The organism is Bradyrhizobium sp. USDA 241 (genome assembly GCF_049739505.1).
Taxonomy (GTDB): Bacteria; Pseudomonadota; Alphaproteobacteria; order Rhizobiales; family Xanthobacteraceae; genus Bradyrhizobium; species Bradyrhizobium liaoningense.
This window is the reverse complement of sequence record NZ_JBMGPZ010000005.1, coordinates 3,410,597-3,424,878: the sequence shown is the minus strand read 5'-3', so window position 1 is coordinate 3,424,878 and position 14,282 is coordinate 3,410,597. Positions and strand designations below refer to the sequence as shown.

The following is a 14,282-nucleotide window of genomic DNA, read 5'->3' as shown; positions in this document are numbered from 1 at the left end:
AGACGCGCCTTCGGCGCTCCTCAGGATGAGGGGATAGATGGAAAAACATTATGGCTTTGCTTGAAGTGAAAGACCTCAAGGTTCGTGTCGAGGAGCGTGAGATCCTCCATGGGCTGACGCTGACCGTGAACGAGGGCGAGGTGCATGCGATCATGGGGCCGAACGGCTCCGGCAAGTCGACGCTCTCGCACGTCATCGCCGGCAAGCCCGGCTATGAGGTCACCGACGGTCAGATCCTGTTCAAGGGCGAGGACCTCCTGGAGATGGCGCCGGAGGAGCGCGCCGCGAAGGGCGTGTTTCTGGCATTTCAGTATCCGGTCGAGATTCCCGGCGTTGCCACCATGACCTTCCTGCGCACCGCGCTCAACGCGCAGCGCAAGGCGCGCGGCGAGAGCGAATATTCGACGCCTGATTTCCTGAAGAAGGTCCGTGAAGTCTCGAAGTCGCTGAACATCCCGCAGGACATGCTCAAGCGCGGCGTCAATGTCGGCTTCTCCGGCGGCGAGAAGAAGCGCAACGAGGTGCTGCAGATGGCGCTGTTCGAGCCGAGCCTGTGCATCCTCGACGAGATGGATTCCGGCCTCGACATCGACGCGCTGCGTATCGCGGCCGACGGCGTCAACGCGCTGCGCTCGCCCAAGCGCGCGATGGTCGTGATCACCCACTATCAGCGGCTGCTGAACTACATCGTGCCCGACGTCGTGCACGTGATGTCGAGAGGCCGCGTCGTGAAGAGCGGCGGCAAGGAGCTGGCGCCGGAACTGGAAGCGTCCGGTTACGCCCAGTTCGAGGCCGCGTAAGGATTTTTGAAGATGAACGTTGCTGTGGCAAAGACCGGAAGCGGCCGCGCGGTGAGCGATCTCTTCGCCAGCGCAGAAGGCCGGCTGCCGGGTTCGCCCGCGGTTACTGCAGTGCGCCGCGAGGCATTCGAGACTTATGAGCGTCTCGGCCTGCCGCACCGCCGGATCGAGGAATGGAAATATACCGACCTGCGCGCGCTGGTCGGCGAGGTGCTTCCGCTGGCAGCTGCACCCGATGCGGCCGCGCTGAAACGTGCCGCCGACGCGGTGAAGGCGCATGGGATCGCAGGCGCCCGCAAGCTGGTGCTGGTCGACGGCGTTTTCGCGGCCGAACTCTCCGACGTGAAGGCGCTCGCATCCGAAGTGAGCCTCACGACGCTGCGGGAGGCGCTGGAGAAGGATGCCGGCCTCCTGAAGACCGTATCAACCGATGCCGTGATCGCGCTGAACGCGGCGCTGGCGACCGACGGCGTAGTGCTGTCGATTGCGGATGGTGCGCAGCTCTCCGCGCCGGTCCAGATCGTCCATGTGGCGACCGCCGCGTCGGTCTCGGTCTTCACTCGCTCGCAGGTGAAGGTCGGGAAGGGCGCCCGCGCCACCATCATCGAGAGTTTCGTCGCGGCCGGTGCAAAGACCTACCAGGTCAATGACGCCGTCATTATCGCGGTCGGCGACGACGCCGACGTCGCCCATATCCGTCTGATGGACGACGCGCCCGATGCGGTGAACATCACCTCGCAGTTCGTCACCGTGGGTGCCAACACCAAGCTCAATTTCTTCAACATGACCAGCGGCGCCTCGGTCAGCCGTTTGCAGGGCTTCATCACGCTGGCGGGCGAGGGCAGCGAGCTCTCCATCAATGGCGTGAACCTGTTGCAGAAGACCGAGCACGGCGACACCACGCTGGTGGTCGACCATGCCGTTCCGAACTGCGTCAGCCGCGAGATCTTCCGCGCCGTGATCGACGACCGCGCCCATTCGGTGTTCCAGGGCCGCATCATCGTCCGTCCCGACGCGCAGAAGACCGACGGCAAGATGATGACCCGCGCGCTGCTGCTCTCGGACGAGGCCGAGGCGGACAACAAGCCCGAGCTCGAGATCTTTGCCGACGACGTCTCCTGCGGCCACGGCGCCACCGCCGGCGCGCTGGACGACAGCCTGCTATTCTATCTCAAGGCGCGCGGCCTGCCGGAGAAGCAGGCCCAGGCGCTGCTGATCCAGGCTTTCGTGGGCGAGGCGATCGAGCAAATCGCCGATGACGACCTGCGCGAGCATGTGATCGGCATCGCCGAGCGCTGGCTGGAGCGGCGATCATGAGCACGCATCCGGCGGTCAAGAACGGCGCTTATGACGTCGCGCGCGTGCGCCACGATTTCCCGGCGCTCGCTTTGCAGGTCTACGGCAAGAAGCTGGTCTATCTCGACAACGCGGCATCCGCGCAGAAGCCGCAGTCGGTGCTCGATCGCATGACGCAGGCCTATACGAGCGAATACGCCAACGTGCATCGCGGCCTGCATTACCTCGCCAATGCCGCGACCGAAGCCTACGAGGGCGGCCGTACCAAGGTGGCGCAGTTCATCAACGCCCCCCGAACCGAAGAAGTGATCTTCACCCGCAACGCGACGGAGGCGATCAATCTGGTCGCCTCGTCCTGGGGCGGACCGAACATCGGGGAAGGCGACGAGGTCGTCATCTCGATCATGGAGCACCACTCCAACATCGTGCCCTGGCATTTCCTCAGGGAACGCCAGGGTGCCGTGATCAAGTGGGCGCCGGTCGACGACGAGGGCAATTTCCTCATCGACGAGTTCGAGAAGCTGCTGACGCCGAAGACCAGGCTGGTCGCGATCACGCAGATGTCGAACGCGCTCGGCACCATCGTGCCGGTCAAGGACGTCGTGAAGATCGCCCATGCGCGCGGCATTCCGGTGCTGGTCGACGGCAGCCAGGGCGCGGTGCATCTGCCGGTCGACGTCCAGGATCTCGGCTGCGATTTCTACGTCTTCACCGGTCACAAAGTGTATGGCCCGACCGGCATCGGCGTGCTCTGGGCCAGGTACGACCACCTCGTCGCGATGCGCCCCTACAATGGCGGGGGCGAGATGATCCGCGAGGTCTCGCGCGACATCGTCACCTACGGCGACCCGCCGCACAAGTTCGAAGCCGGCACCCCGCCCATCGTCGAGGCCGTCGGCCTTGGCGCCGCCATCGACTATGTCAATTCGATCGGCAAGGAGCGCATCGCCGCGCACGAGCACGATCTCACCACCTATGCCCAGGAACGCCTGCGCGAGATCAACTCGCTGCGGCTGATCGGGACGGCGCGGGGCAAGGGCCCGGTGATCTCCTTCGAGCTCAAGGGCGCGCATGCCCATGACGTCGCCACCGTGATCGACCGCCAGGGCATCGCGGTGCGCGCCGGCACCCATTGCGTGATGCCGCTTTTAGAGCGGTTCAACGTGACCGCGACATGCCGGGCCTCGTTCGGCATGTATAATACGCGGGAAGAAGTCGATCATCTGGCACAGGCGCTGCTGAAAGCGCGGGATTTGTTCGCATGAGTGACACGGCCGAAATCAAAGCCAATCCGATGGAGACCCATTCGGCGCTGCCGCCGGAGGAGACCGAGCGTCTGACCACCGAGATCATCGCCGGGCTCAAGACCGTCTTCGATCCGGAGATTCCGGCCGACATCTACGAGCTCGGCCTGATCTACAAGGTCGAGATCAAGGACGACCGCTCGGTCGACGTGCTGATGACGCTGACGACGCCGAACTGCCCGGCCGCCGGCGAACTGCCGACCATGGTCGAGAACGCGGTCGCCAGCGTCCCTGGCGTCGGCGTGGTCGACGTCAAGGTCGTCTGGGAGCCGCCGTGGTCGCCGGAACGCATGAGCGACGAGGCGCGGCTCGTGCTCAACATGTGGTGACGCCACCACCGGCATTGAATTCGCGCCGCAACGGACCACATCACTGATATGACCCAGATAACACCAGTATCCACCCCGAAGCCCCGGCGTCCGCGCCCGCAGGTGATGCGTTTGACGGATGCCGCTGCCCAGCGCATCACCGAGCTGACCCAGCGTGCAGACTCCGAGATCGTGGGCCTCCGCGTCGGCGTGAAGAACGGCGGCTGTGCCGGTCAGTCCTACTCGGTTGAATACGCCCACGAGATCCGGCCGACCGACGAGGTCGTCGAGGACAAGGGCGTCAAGATCCTCGTCGATCCCAAGGCCGTGCTGTTCCTGCTCGGCACCGAGATGGACTACAAGGCCGACAAGATGCAGGCCCAGTTCGTCTTCAACAATCCCAACCAGGTCTCCGCCTGCGGCTGCGGCGAATCGGTCGAACTGCGTCCGGCCAAGATCGACGGATAGCGCCTTCTCAATACTCTCGTGTCCCGAACGCGCAGCAGCGCCCTCGCGCTGCTGCGCAGAGCCGCGACCCACGCTATAGTAATGGATGCAGACGACTGGGCCCCGGCTCAGCAGCGCATCGTTACACGCTGCGCTGCGTCCGGGGCACGAGGGTGCGTATGGATCGCGAATTCCTGATCGACCTGTTCGCCGATTTCGGCCCCGTCACCATCCGCAAGATGTTCTCGGGCTACGGCATCTCCGCCGACGGCGTCAATTTCGCGCTGTCCTTGCGCGCCGGCCTGTTCTTCCGTGCCGACGACGTGACCATTCCGGACTTCGAGGCCGAAGGCTCAAAGCCGTTCCAGTATTCGACCCGCGCCAAGACCGTGGTGGTCAATTCCTACTGGGAGTTGCCAGCACGCCTGTTCGACGATTCCGCAGAGCTTGCACAATGGGGGCGAGGGCGGCCCTCGCCGCGGCCCAACGCGCCAAGGTGAAGAAGCGGCCGAAGGCGAAGAAGCCGGCGGCGAAGAAAGTGGAGCCGAAGAAGCCCGTTGCGAAGAAGCGTCCGGCCAGGAAGACCGCCAAGAAGGCCGTTCGCAGCGTGGGCAAAGCAAAGCGTGCCCGCCGTCCAGGATAGAGATGCTGGGCATGGCTTGCGCCCCTATGCGCCCCCCGCCCACAGGAGCCCAGTAAAAACCTACGCCACGCGGCTGGGTGTCTCGGCCGCGTATTCCGGATCGGCTTCGCAGATCACGCGGTTGCGGCCATTGCGCTTGGCGGCGTAGAGGCAGGCATCCGCACGCTCGATCAGCGCGTCGGTGTCGTCGCCCTCCTTGAGCATGGAGACGCCGACGGAGATGGTGACGCGGCCGAGGATCTCGCCCGTCGACTTCTTCTTCAATTCCTTCGACATCACGGCGCGACGGATGTGGTCGGCCACCGTGAGAGCCTGGCGCAGCGCGGTGTTGGGCAGCACGACCGCGAATTCCTCGCCGCCATAGCGTGCGGTGATATCCTGGCCCTTGATGGTCTGCTTCATCGAAAGACCGACGAGCCGCAGCACCTGGTCGCCGGTGAGATGGCCGTAGGAATCGTTGAACGACTTGAAGTGGTCGATGTCGAACAGCAGCAGCGACAGCGGCTCGCCCGAGGCGAGCGCGTTCTGCACGGCCATGCCGATCATGCGGTCGAAATATTTGCGGTTGCCGAGGCCGGTGAGGGGATCGGTCAGGCTCTCGGCGCGGATGAGCTATGGCTGATTTTGGGTGACGCGGCCTGATCAGGCGGCGTGGCTTTCAGTGTTCGGAATGACTTCGATTCCGTCGATGAACTTTACACCGGCGATGACTTTCGGCAACTGGTTCGTGCTCTTCAATCGCCGCCAGGTCTTCGATGCGGCGTCGATGAGCTTGAACACCATCAGCTTCGCAGTTTGTTGCGACAGCGATCCCTTGGTCCGCACCGTTCGGTGGCGCACCGTGGCGAAGACGCTCTCGATCGGGTTCGAGCTGCGTAGGTGGATCCAGTGCTCAGCAGGGAAGTCGAAGAAGGCGAGCAGCGCATGGCGATCCTTGATCAGGCACTCCACCGCACGTCCGTATTTGACGTGGTATTTCTCGACGAAGACGTCGATCGCGGTTTCAGCTTCGGCCCGGTGTGGGGCCAGATAGATGTTCCGCAGGTCGTTCTTCATGGGGCCCTGCACGGATTTGGCGACCTTGTCGAGTACGTTGCTCACTTTATGGCACCAGCATCGTTGGTGCCGCGTGCCGGGAAAGGCCTCGTCCAGTGCCTTCCAGAAGCCGAGGGCGCCGTCGCCGATGGCGAGTTGCGGGGCAATCCGTAACCCGCGTTGCCGCAGGTCGATCAGGAGTTCGCGCCAGCTCTGCGCGCTCTCGCGCACGCCGACCTGGAAGCCGATCAGCTCCTTCTTGCCTTCCGGCGTGGTGCCAATCAGCACCAGCATGCATTCGCTGTGATCTTCCATGCGGGCCTGCAGGTACACGCCATCGGCCCAGATGTAGACATAGCGACGCGCCGACAGATCGCGTCTCTGCCAGCGTTCGTACTCGACCTGCCAATCGGCCTTCAGGCCGGCGATCACCGAAGGCGACAGGTTCGGCGCATCCTTGCCGAGCAGCGCCGAGAGCGCCTCCTGGAAGTCGCCGGTCGAGATGCCGCGCAAATAGAGGACCGGGATCAAGGCATCCAGGCTCTTCGTCCGCCGCGCCCATAGCGGCAGGATTGCCGAACTGAAGCGGAGGCGGTCGCCTGGCCCGCTCGCTCCGCGGTCGCGGACCTTGGGACGAGCGACCTCCACCGGACCGATGCCGGTCGCAATCTCGCGCACCGGACCGTGCCCATGTCGGACCAGGCGCGCTCGACCGTCGGGCAGCGTCAGATTGGCCGTGCTGGCCAGAAACGCGCCAACCTCGATCTCGATCGCCCTGGCAAGCAGGTCCCGCGCGCCGGCACGAACGATATCGGTCAGTGGATCATCAACCGCGGACGGCTGACGGAAAGCAAGAACATTGGTAGTCTCGGTCATGGCGTATCGCTCTCCTCGAGAGATTCTGGCAGGCTCGTCACCCGCCTCGATACGCCGCCTTCCTCACACCGTCATCACCCAGATTCCGCCATAGCTCGGCGCGGATCGCTTCCAGGCTCTGCTGGAGATTGCTGATCTCGTTCTTCGACAGCGTGAGCCGGTCTTCCAGCGCCTTGTTGGTCTCGCGCATCTCGCTGGTCGAGCGCAGCAGGGCCTCGACGATCGTCTTGAGCTGGTCGCGGCTCTTGGCCGACGACAGTTTCGCGGTCGCGCCCGACAGGCTGGCGTCGTAGGCGCTGGTCATGCCGAGCGCGTCGCCCAGGACCTTCATCACGTCGTCGATCTCGCCGATGACGCGCGCGCCGACCTTGTCGATGCGGTCGGTGGTCTTGATGTGGGAGAGATAGGTCTCGTAGATCTGCTCGAGATCGGCTTCGGTCAGCTTGCCGCTGCGCGCCAGCGTCTCGTTGATGATCTTGTTGAGCGGCGCGTTGTAGCCGGTGGCGTAGACGTACCAGATCTCGTAGTTGCGGGGAATTGCCGTCTGCCGAAGCGATCGGATCTGACCGAGCGCTACCTCGGCGAACGCCATCGTGCGTTCGTGTTCATCGAGCACCTTGATCACAGAACATACCCCACAGCGGCCGGCGCGCCCCCGACCGCAGCAATGCTTAAATTATGTTCGTAGGCTAACGGACGATCGTGAACGCCCCGTAAATATACGTTCACGAAGGCGTCTAATAAGGTGTGTCGCGGGTTTGCTCAACCGGAATCTGAAGCGCGTTGCGCTTCAGGCGCCGGCGGGCGAGCGTACGGGGCGCAGCAGAAACGCCGGCAGATGCGAGTGATCGCCCGGCTCGGTGTCGACTTCGCGCTGGCGGCGCGGTTCGGGACGGCCGATCGAGGGGACATGCGAGATGTTGGCCTGCTGGCGCGCCTCGCGACGCGGCTCCGCCCGGCGCTTGTCGTCTGACCGATGCCGTGATTCGGCGGGCTGTCGCGCCTCCGAAGGCGGCCTCGCTTCGGAGGCGTGTCTTGCCTCGCCTCGCGCCTCGCGCGGCTCGAGGCTGCGCTCACGATCGCGGCCGCGCTGCGGCTTGCCGCGACCGCCGCGTGAACGTTCACGGCCGCGCTGCTCGCGCGGACGCTCGCTCGCATCGGATGCCTCGGCCGAGACTTCGTAATCGCCTTCGGCACGCGGAATGCTCTGGCCGATCAGCTTTTCGATCGCGACCATCGACTTCTGGTCGAGTGGTGTCACGATCGAGATCGCGGTGCCGGTGCGGCCGGCGCGGCCGGTGCGGCCGATACGATGAACGTAGTCGTCGGCGTGATGGGGAACGTCGAAATTGAAGACGTGGCTGACCTCGGGAATATCAAGGCCGCGGGCGGCGACGTCGGAGGCGACGAGCAGCGGCAGCTCACCCTTTCGGAACTGTTCAAGTGCCGCCGTGCGGGCCGACTGGTCCATGTCGCCGTGCAGCGCGCCGACGCTGAAGCCGTGCTTCTGAAGCGACTTGTGAACGATGGCGACCTCGCGCTTGCGATTGCAGAAGATGATCGCGTTCTTGAGGTCCTTGGCCTCCCGCAGCAGGCGACGAAGCAGCTCGCGCTTCTCGTGCGCCTCGCGTCCGGCAGGCACCTGGGCTTGCGTGACGGTGACGGCGGTGGTGGCGGGCCTGGAGACCTCGATCTTCTGCGGATTGTGCAGGAAGGCTTCGGTGATGCGCCGGATTTCCGGCGGCATGGTCGCGGTGAAGAACAGGGTTTGCCGCGTGAACGGGACGAGCTTGCAGATGCGTTCGATGTCGGGGATGAAGCCCATATCCAGCATGCGGTCGGCTTCGTCGATGACGAGCAGCTCGACGCCGGTGAGCAGCAGGCCGCCGCGCTCGGTGTGATCGAGCAGGCGGCCGGGGGTTGCGATCAGCACGTCGACGCCGCGCATCAGCTTGGCATCCTGGTCGCCGAAGGAGACGCCGCCGATCAGGAGGGCGACGTTGAGTTTCTGGCCGGCGCCGTAGCGGTCGAAGTTTTCCTTCACCTGAGCCGCGAGCTCGCGGGTCGGCTCGAGGATCAGCGTGCGCGGCATGCGCGCCCGGGCTCTGCCCTTCTCGAGGATGGTGAGCATCGGCAGCACGAAGGCCGCGGTCTTGCCGGTGCCGGTCTGGGCGATGCCGAGCACGTCCTTGCGTGCGAGGACGTGAGGGATCGCCTGTTCCTGGATGGGGGTGGGAGTGGTGTAACCGGTGGCCGCCACTGCGGCGAGGACTTTTTCGGATAGTCCGAGATTTGAAAAGGACATTGAGCCTCTGGTCGAAACCGCCGTTCGGAATCGAGGGTAATAAGGCTGTCGCGTTCCACCCCGAAACGGCGCGCTCTCGAAGAAGCTGGGGGTGCTGACTCACGCGAACAAAGCGCAAGGCTCAGGAATCGCTCGTCGATCTGAGCCGCGTCGCACTGGAACATAGGGGGGAACTGGCCAAAGTCAATGGAGCAGGCGCGGGAAGACCCTAAAAAACCTGAGGTTTTTGCCCAAATCGCGGGCGCTGCTGGGATTTTCCTCTCTGCCCTCGGTCCGGCGGCAATCGCCGAACGACGGGCTAAAGGCCATCCGAAGCCCTGGCCCGGAAGTCGCCGGGCGCCATGCCATAGGCGGCGTTGAAGACCCGGTAATAGGTCGCCAGGCTCTCGAAGCCGCAGGAGGCCGCGATGTCGGCGATCAGCCGCTCCGGCGCCTCCCGCATCAGGCGGCGGCTCTGTTTCAGGCGCTCGTCGGTCACGGTCTGCGAGAAGCTCTTCTCGGCTGTCTCGAACAGCATGTGCAGGTGACGCACGGAGACGCCGAGCAGGTCGGCCACCATGGCCGGTGCGAGATGGGGGTCCTGAAGGTGGCGTGCGATCAGGCGCCGGGCCTGCGACAGGCGGGCCGTTCGCAGCGCGGCCTGGCCGCGCCGGCTGCCGGGCCGCACGATGCCGCGCTCGATCAGCGCCAGATGGGCCAAAGCTTGAACCAGGGAGGCCTGGACGAGAGGGGGCGCATCCGCGGCGGCAGGATCATCCGCGGCCTCGCCGAGATCGGCAAAGCAGGCAGCGAGCAGGGGCGCCAGGGTCGGATCGTTGAACGTCCGGGGCGCAAGCTCGCGCATGCGCCTGTCCTGCGTCGGGATGCTGCTCACGGGAATCTTCAGGATCCGCAGGTGGAAGCCCGCGGCGCCCTGTGGCGCGGTGCGGTAAGGCAGGTCGGTATGGCTGGTGGCAAAGCTGCCGTTGGCGATCGAAAAGTCGCTTGCGCGCATGCCGCCGAACCAGCCGCCGCTGCCGAGCTGCTGGTAGACGCAGATTGCGTCACCCGGGGCGTTGGCGATGTCGGACGCGCTGCGCTCGACCGCGTAGGGCGAGGCCTTCAGCTCGACGAGGCCGGCCCCGCCAAGCCGGCGCAGCGAGAACTCGCCGAAGAAGTTCGTTCGCCGCTCGCGCTCGAGCTCGGCGGTAATGCCGAACAATCCCTTGGCGCGCACCTCGCGCCAATACTCGAAGCGGTCGTGTGGGTCCACCTCGTCCGTACACCAGTGAAACACGGCTGCCCCTCACGTCCGGCGAAATCGTCCAAGAAGAACCAGATTCCAACGCAATCTGCCAGAGCCAGATCGAGGAATCGGCGCCCAGGGCCCTTGAACCGTCGTTGCCTCTGGGCCGACTATCACACAGCGGCAGGGGATCCCGTGAACTGCTGTTCGAAGGAACCGGCGCAGGGCCGATCTGCAGGGAAATTTTGCGATGACGCGTCGGCTTTTCGGAATTCTGGCGGCCCTTGGTCTTGCGGCTTGCCTGAGCGGCTTCGCAGCGCCTGCCCATGCCGAGAAGCGCGTCGCGCTCGTCGTCGGCAACAACGACTACAAGAACGTCCCGAAGCTGCTCAAGGCCGTCAACGACGCCCGCACCATGGGCGACACGCTGAAGCAGCTCGGCTTCTCGGTGATGGTCGCCGAGAACCAGAGCCGGCAGCAATTCTCGGAGACGCTGCTCGCCTTCGACAAGGCGATCGAGCCCGGCGACACGGCGTTCTTTTTCTATGCCGGGCACGGCTTCGAGATCGCCGGCCAGAACTATCTGCTGCCGACCGACGTGCCGGCGGCGACCGAAGGTCAGGAAGAACTGGTGCGCGACGCCTCGATCCTGGCCGACCGCATCGTCGAGCGCCTTCAGAACAAGAAGGCGCGGACCTCGATCCTGGTTTTCGACGCCTGCCGCAACAACCCGTTCGAGCGCAAGGGCACCCGCGCGGTCGCCGGCGGCGGCGGGCTCGCGCCGATGACGCAGCTGCCCGAAGGCGTGTTCTCGGTGTTCTCGGCAGGACCTCGCCAGACCGCGCTCGATCGCCTGTCCAACGACGACGCCAATCCCAATTCGGTGTTCACGCGCACCTTCGCCAAGGAGCTGCTCAAGCCCGGCGAGAACCTGGTGCAGGTGGCGCAGCGCACGCGCCGTGCCGTCAGCGAGATGGCCGACACGGTCAAGCACAGGCAGGTGCCGGTCTATTTCGATCAGATGGTCGACGACGTCTTCCTCAGCGGCATGGCGAAGGATGCGGCCGCGCGCCCGGCCGATCCGCCGCAGCAGAAGCTTGCGGCACTGCCGCCGGTGTCGGTGCCACAGATGCCGAAGGAGGAGACCATCAACGCGCCGATCGCGAGCTTCTCGCGGCACAATGGCGGCTGGAGCGTTACCTTCTCCTTCGCCGACCCGACGCTCGGCATTTCCTGGCGCATGGCCGGCAAGAGCGATTTCCGCGAGACCGGATTCATCGACACGCTCGATCCGCGCACGCGCAAGCGGATGCCGAACCCGTCGATCGAGCTGCCGCCTGATGCGCAGGCCGGCACCATCGAGGTCCGCTATGTCGATCAGTCCGGCGAGATGCAGGGACCGTTCCCGATCAGGTTCGATCCCGAGGCCGCGCTGATCCGCGACCAGCGCAAGATCCTCGACATGACCTCGACGAGCTGGCTGTCGTTCCGCGAGTTCAACGGGCTCCTGGTCTACTACACGCATCTCGTGTCCTACCGCTGCGCCATCCGCGAGGTGCGCATCGGCATCGACACCGCCGTGCCCAACCAGGTGCTGAAGATGCCGCCTTGCGACATGCGCGATCCCAGCGCCGTCACCGCCGGCATGCCGCTCTACATGAAGCTCGCGCCAAGCACGCAGTCCGTCTCGGTGGAACTGACCTACCGCGATGGCAGCGTCTCGGAGATCAAGAGTTTTCGTAGCGCGAACCGCAGTAACAATTGATGTGCTGTTCAGCCGGCGGATTGTGACGGGATCACCTGACGGAGTGGACGAACTTAAATCGGGACAGGCCAAGGTGAAAGTGCTAGAGCCGGGGATGACAAAGTTCATCATCGTCGCGGTCGTTACGACGCTTCCGGTTTTGGCCCAAACGACTCCCGCCCCCACAGCGCCGCCACTCACCGACCGTGAACGTGTCCAGGCGGACCGCGCGAAGGCCGCCGCGGATGAGAAGGTAGCTCCGATCACGCGACCCTGGGATCGCGACGCCGACGGAAAGCGCCCATGGGAACGGAAGTCGTCGAAGCCCTGAGGCAAGCGCACGTCGATCTCCGCGGAAGGAACAACTCCTTGGGCACCTGGATTGTCTGTCAAACCAGGGAGACGATCCATGATCCGCAAATCCATCGTCGTAATCATTGCTTGTGCTGCGCTGTCGACGGCCGCCTTTGCGCAAGGGGGAGGTGGTGGCGGAGGCGGTGGTGCGGGTGGCGGTGCCGGTGCGGGTACCGGTGGCGCCAGCGCGGGATCTGCGGCCAGCTCAGGCGCCGGAATGGGCACGTCATCCAGCAGCGCCAACTCGGGGCCGTCGGCTCCCTCGGGAATGGGGACGCATGGCACCACGACCGGAGCGAACATCAGTACCAACAACAGCCTGAACAATCCGAACGCGCAGCCCCCGACCGCGGCCGGCAAGACGCCCGCGGCGGCGCAAGCCGAGCGAAATGCGGGTGTCGGTCATGCGCCCAATGGGCTGCCGATCGGCAGTCCGGGCACCGGGACCAGCAACGAGGACCAGAAATAGTCATCCCGCTTTCAGGCAAAGGCCCGCGATCTGCGGGCCTTGGTGCTGCGAACCGGCCGCGGCGGGCGATTGCTGCAAATTGAGACCGCCTTAGGACTGAATTGCGCTAGTATCGTCAGGCGTATCTCGATCGATACTTGAATCGCGGCGGCAATGACATCCGACCGACAACCAAACCGCACCATGAAGGTCCGCTGCTGCGTCGTCGGCGGCGGGCCGGCCGGCATGATGCTCGGCTATCTCCTGGGGCGGGCCGGGATCGACGTGGTGGTGCTGGAGAAGCATGCGGATTTCTTCCGCGACTTCCGCGGCGACACCGTGCATCCCTCGACGCTTCAGGTGATGGACGAGCTCGGCCTGATCGACGGCTTCCTGAAGCTGCCGCATCAGCGCTTGCAGAAGATGGACGGCTTGTTCGGCGGCACGCCGGTGCGCATTGCCGATCTCAGCCGGCTCCATACCAAATACCCCTTCATCGCCTTCATGCCGCAATGGGACTTCCTGAACTTCCTGCGCGAGGCCGGGCGGCGCTTTGCCTCGCTCGAGGTGATGATGAGCACGGAGGCGGTCGATCTGATACGCCGCGGCGAGACCGTCGCCGGCGTACGGGCGAAAACGCCTGACGGCATCATCGACATCGAGGCCGATCTCACCATTGCCTGCGACGGCCGGCATTCGACCGTGCGCGAGCGCGCCGGCCTCGAGGTCGAGGAGATCGGCGCGCTGATGGATGTGCTCTGGTTCCGCGCCGGCCGCAGACCCGACGAGACCGAGAACGTGTTCGCGCGGGTCGAGCCCGGCAAGATGATGATCACGTTCGACCGCGGCGACTATTGGCAATGCGCCTATGTCATCGCCAAGGGACAATACGAAGCGGTGAAGGCGGGGGGATTGCAGGCGTTGCTCGACGACGTCGTGCGCATGGCGCCGATCCTTCGATCCGGCATCACTGATGTGAAGAGCTTTGACGATATCAAGCTGCTCACGGTCGCGATCAACCGCCTCAAGCGCTGGACGCAGCCGGGCCTGCTGTGCATCGGCGACGCCGCGCATGCGATGTCGCCGGTCGGCGGCGTCGGCGTCAATCTCGCCGTGCAGGACGCGGTCGCGACCGCCAATCTGCTGGCGGACAAGCTTCAGCGCGGCTGCCCGACCGAGGACGAGCTCGATGCTATCAGGCGCCGACGCGAATTTCCGGTGAAGATGACGCAACGCATGCAGGTGATCGTGCAGAACAACATCATCAGCGGCGCCTTGCAGGGCGGCGATCGGCCACTCAAAGTGCCGCTGGTCGTGCGCCTCGTCACCGCGCTGCCGTGGCTACAGGGCATTCCCGCGCGCCTGCTTGCGCTCGGTGTGAGGCCCGAGCACGTGCACTCGAGGGCCGCGCCGGGATACTAGGGTCCGGACTCAATTGATCCACCAAGTGATCGCAGCGGCCAGAAGGATTGCAGACAGGAAGATGTCTGCACGCTT

At 64.9% G+C, this 14,282-nt stretch carries 11 protein-coding genes and 3 pseudogenes; 9 read left to right on the top strand and 5 right to left on the bottom strand.

Features of this window, described 5'->3' with window-relative positions; translation table 11 throughout:
* Nucleotides 1-50 precede the first annotated feature (50 nt).
* The 6 genes and pseudogenes from sufC to ABIF91_RS38390 all read left to right on the top strand — a co-directional run bounded on the left by sufC (nt 51) and on the right by ABIF91_RS38390 (nt 4,798).
* Complete coding sequence (sufC, locus tag ABIF91_RS38415) at nt 51-800, top strand: Fe-S cluster assembly ATPase SufC (RefSeq protein WP_028177244.1); 750 nt, start codon at nt 51-53, stop codon at nt 798-800.
* Between the two features lie 12 nt (nt 801-812).
* Nucleotides 813-2,117 carry a Fe-S cluster assembly protein SufD gene (gene sufD / locus ABIF91_RS38410; protein WP_424579717.1) on the top strand — a complete coding sequence of 435 codons (1,305 nt, stop codon included), beginning with the start codon at nt 813-815 and terminating at the stop codon, nt 2,115-2,117.
* A complete protein-coding gene (locus tag ABIF91_RS38405) occupies nt 2,114-3,361 on the top strand; it encodes a cysteine desulfurase (RefSeq protein WP_028177246.1) in 1,248 nt (415 codons plus the stop codon). Before sufD ends, ABIF91_RS38405 begins: the two co-directional genes overlap by 4 nt.
* Nucleotides 3,358-3,729 (top strand): SUF system Fe-S cluster assembly protein, encoded by a 372-nt coding sequence (locus ABIF91_RS38400; protein ID WP_028177247.1) that lies wholly within the window; start codon nt 3,358-3,360, stop codon nt 3,727-3,729. The genes ABIF91_RS38405 and ABIF91_RS38400 overlap by 4 nt, the downstream gene beginning before the upstream one ends.
* 48 nt (nt 3,730-3,777) lie before the next feature.
* Nucleotides 3,778-4,176: a HesB/IscA family protein gene (locus ABIF91_RS38395; protein ID WP_028177248.1), complete on the top strand. Its 399-nt coding sequence runs from the start codon at nt 3,778-3,780 to the stop codon at nt 4,174-4,176.
* Nucleotides 4,177-4,334: 158 nt separating this feature from the next.
* Nucleotides 4,335-4,798 (top strand): annotated as a pseudogene (locus ABIF91_RS38390) (TfoX/Sxy family protein).
* A 60-nt stretch (nt 4,799-4,858) separates the two neighbouring features.
* On the opposite strand, the pseudogene ABIF91_RS38385 reads toward ABIF91_RS38390, so the two are convergent.
* The 5 genes and pseudogenes from ABIF91_RS38385 to ABIF91_RS38365 form a co-directional block, all read right to left on the bottom strand.
* Nucleotides 4,859-5,407: pseudogene (locus ABIF91_RS38385) on the bottom strand (GGDEF domain-containing protein); the annotation flags it as partial.
* A gap of 33 nt (nt 5,408-5,440) precedes the next feature.
* On the bottom strand, nt 5,441-6,709 hold the full coding sequence (locus ABIF91_RS38380; protein ID WP_038952271.1) for an IS256 family transposase: 1,269 nt from the start codon (nt 6,707-6,709) through the stop codon (nt 5,441-5,443).
* A gap of 94 nt (nt 6,710-6,803) precedes the next feature.
* Nucleotides 6,804-7,334: pseudogene (locus tag ABIF91_RS38375) on the bottom strand (GGDEF domain-containing protein); the annotation flags it as partial.
* A 165-nt stretch (nt 7,335-7,499) separates the two neighbouring features.
* Entirely contained in the window at nt 7,500-9,014 is a 1,515-nt protein-coding gene (locus ABIF91_RS38370; RefSeq protein ID WP_028181847.1) for a DEAD/DEAH box helicase, read from the bottom strand.
* A 298-nt stretch (nt 9,015-9,312) separates the two neighbouring features.
* Nucleotides 9,313-10,290, bottom strand: a complete 978-nt coding sequence (locus ABIF91_RS38365; RefSeq protein ID WP_028181846.1) for a helix-turn-helix domain-containing protein — start codon at nt 10,288-10,290, stop codon at nt 9,313-9,315.
* A 199-nt stretch (nt 10,291-10,489) separates the two neighbouring features.
* Between ABIF91_RS38365 and ABIF91_RS38360 the strand changes: the two genes are divergently transcribed.
* From ABIF91_RS38360 to ABIF91_RS38350, 3 genes are all read left to right on the top strand, one after another.
* Nucleotides 10,490-12,004 carry a caspase family protein gene (locus ABIF91_RS38360; protein WP_028181845.1) on the top strand — a complete coding sequence of 505 codons (1,515 nt, stop codon included), beginning with the start codon at nt 10,490-10,492 and terminating at the stop codon, nt 12,002-12,004.
* A 388-nt stretch (nt 12,005-12,392) separates the two neighbouring features.
* Entirely contained in the window at nt 12,393-12,806 is a 414-nt protein-coding gene (locus ABIF91_RS38355) for a hypothetical protein (RefSeq protein WP_035675947.1), read from the top strand.
* 153 nt (nt 12,807-12,959) lie between these two features.
* Nucleotides 12,960-14,207, top strand: a complete 1,248-nt coding sequence (locus ABIF91_RS38350; protein ID WP_424579716.1) for an FAD-dependent oxidoreductase — start codon at nt 12,960-12,962, stop codon at nt 14,205-14,207.
* The last annotated feature ends 75 nt before the right edge of the window (nt 14,208-14,282 follow it).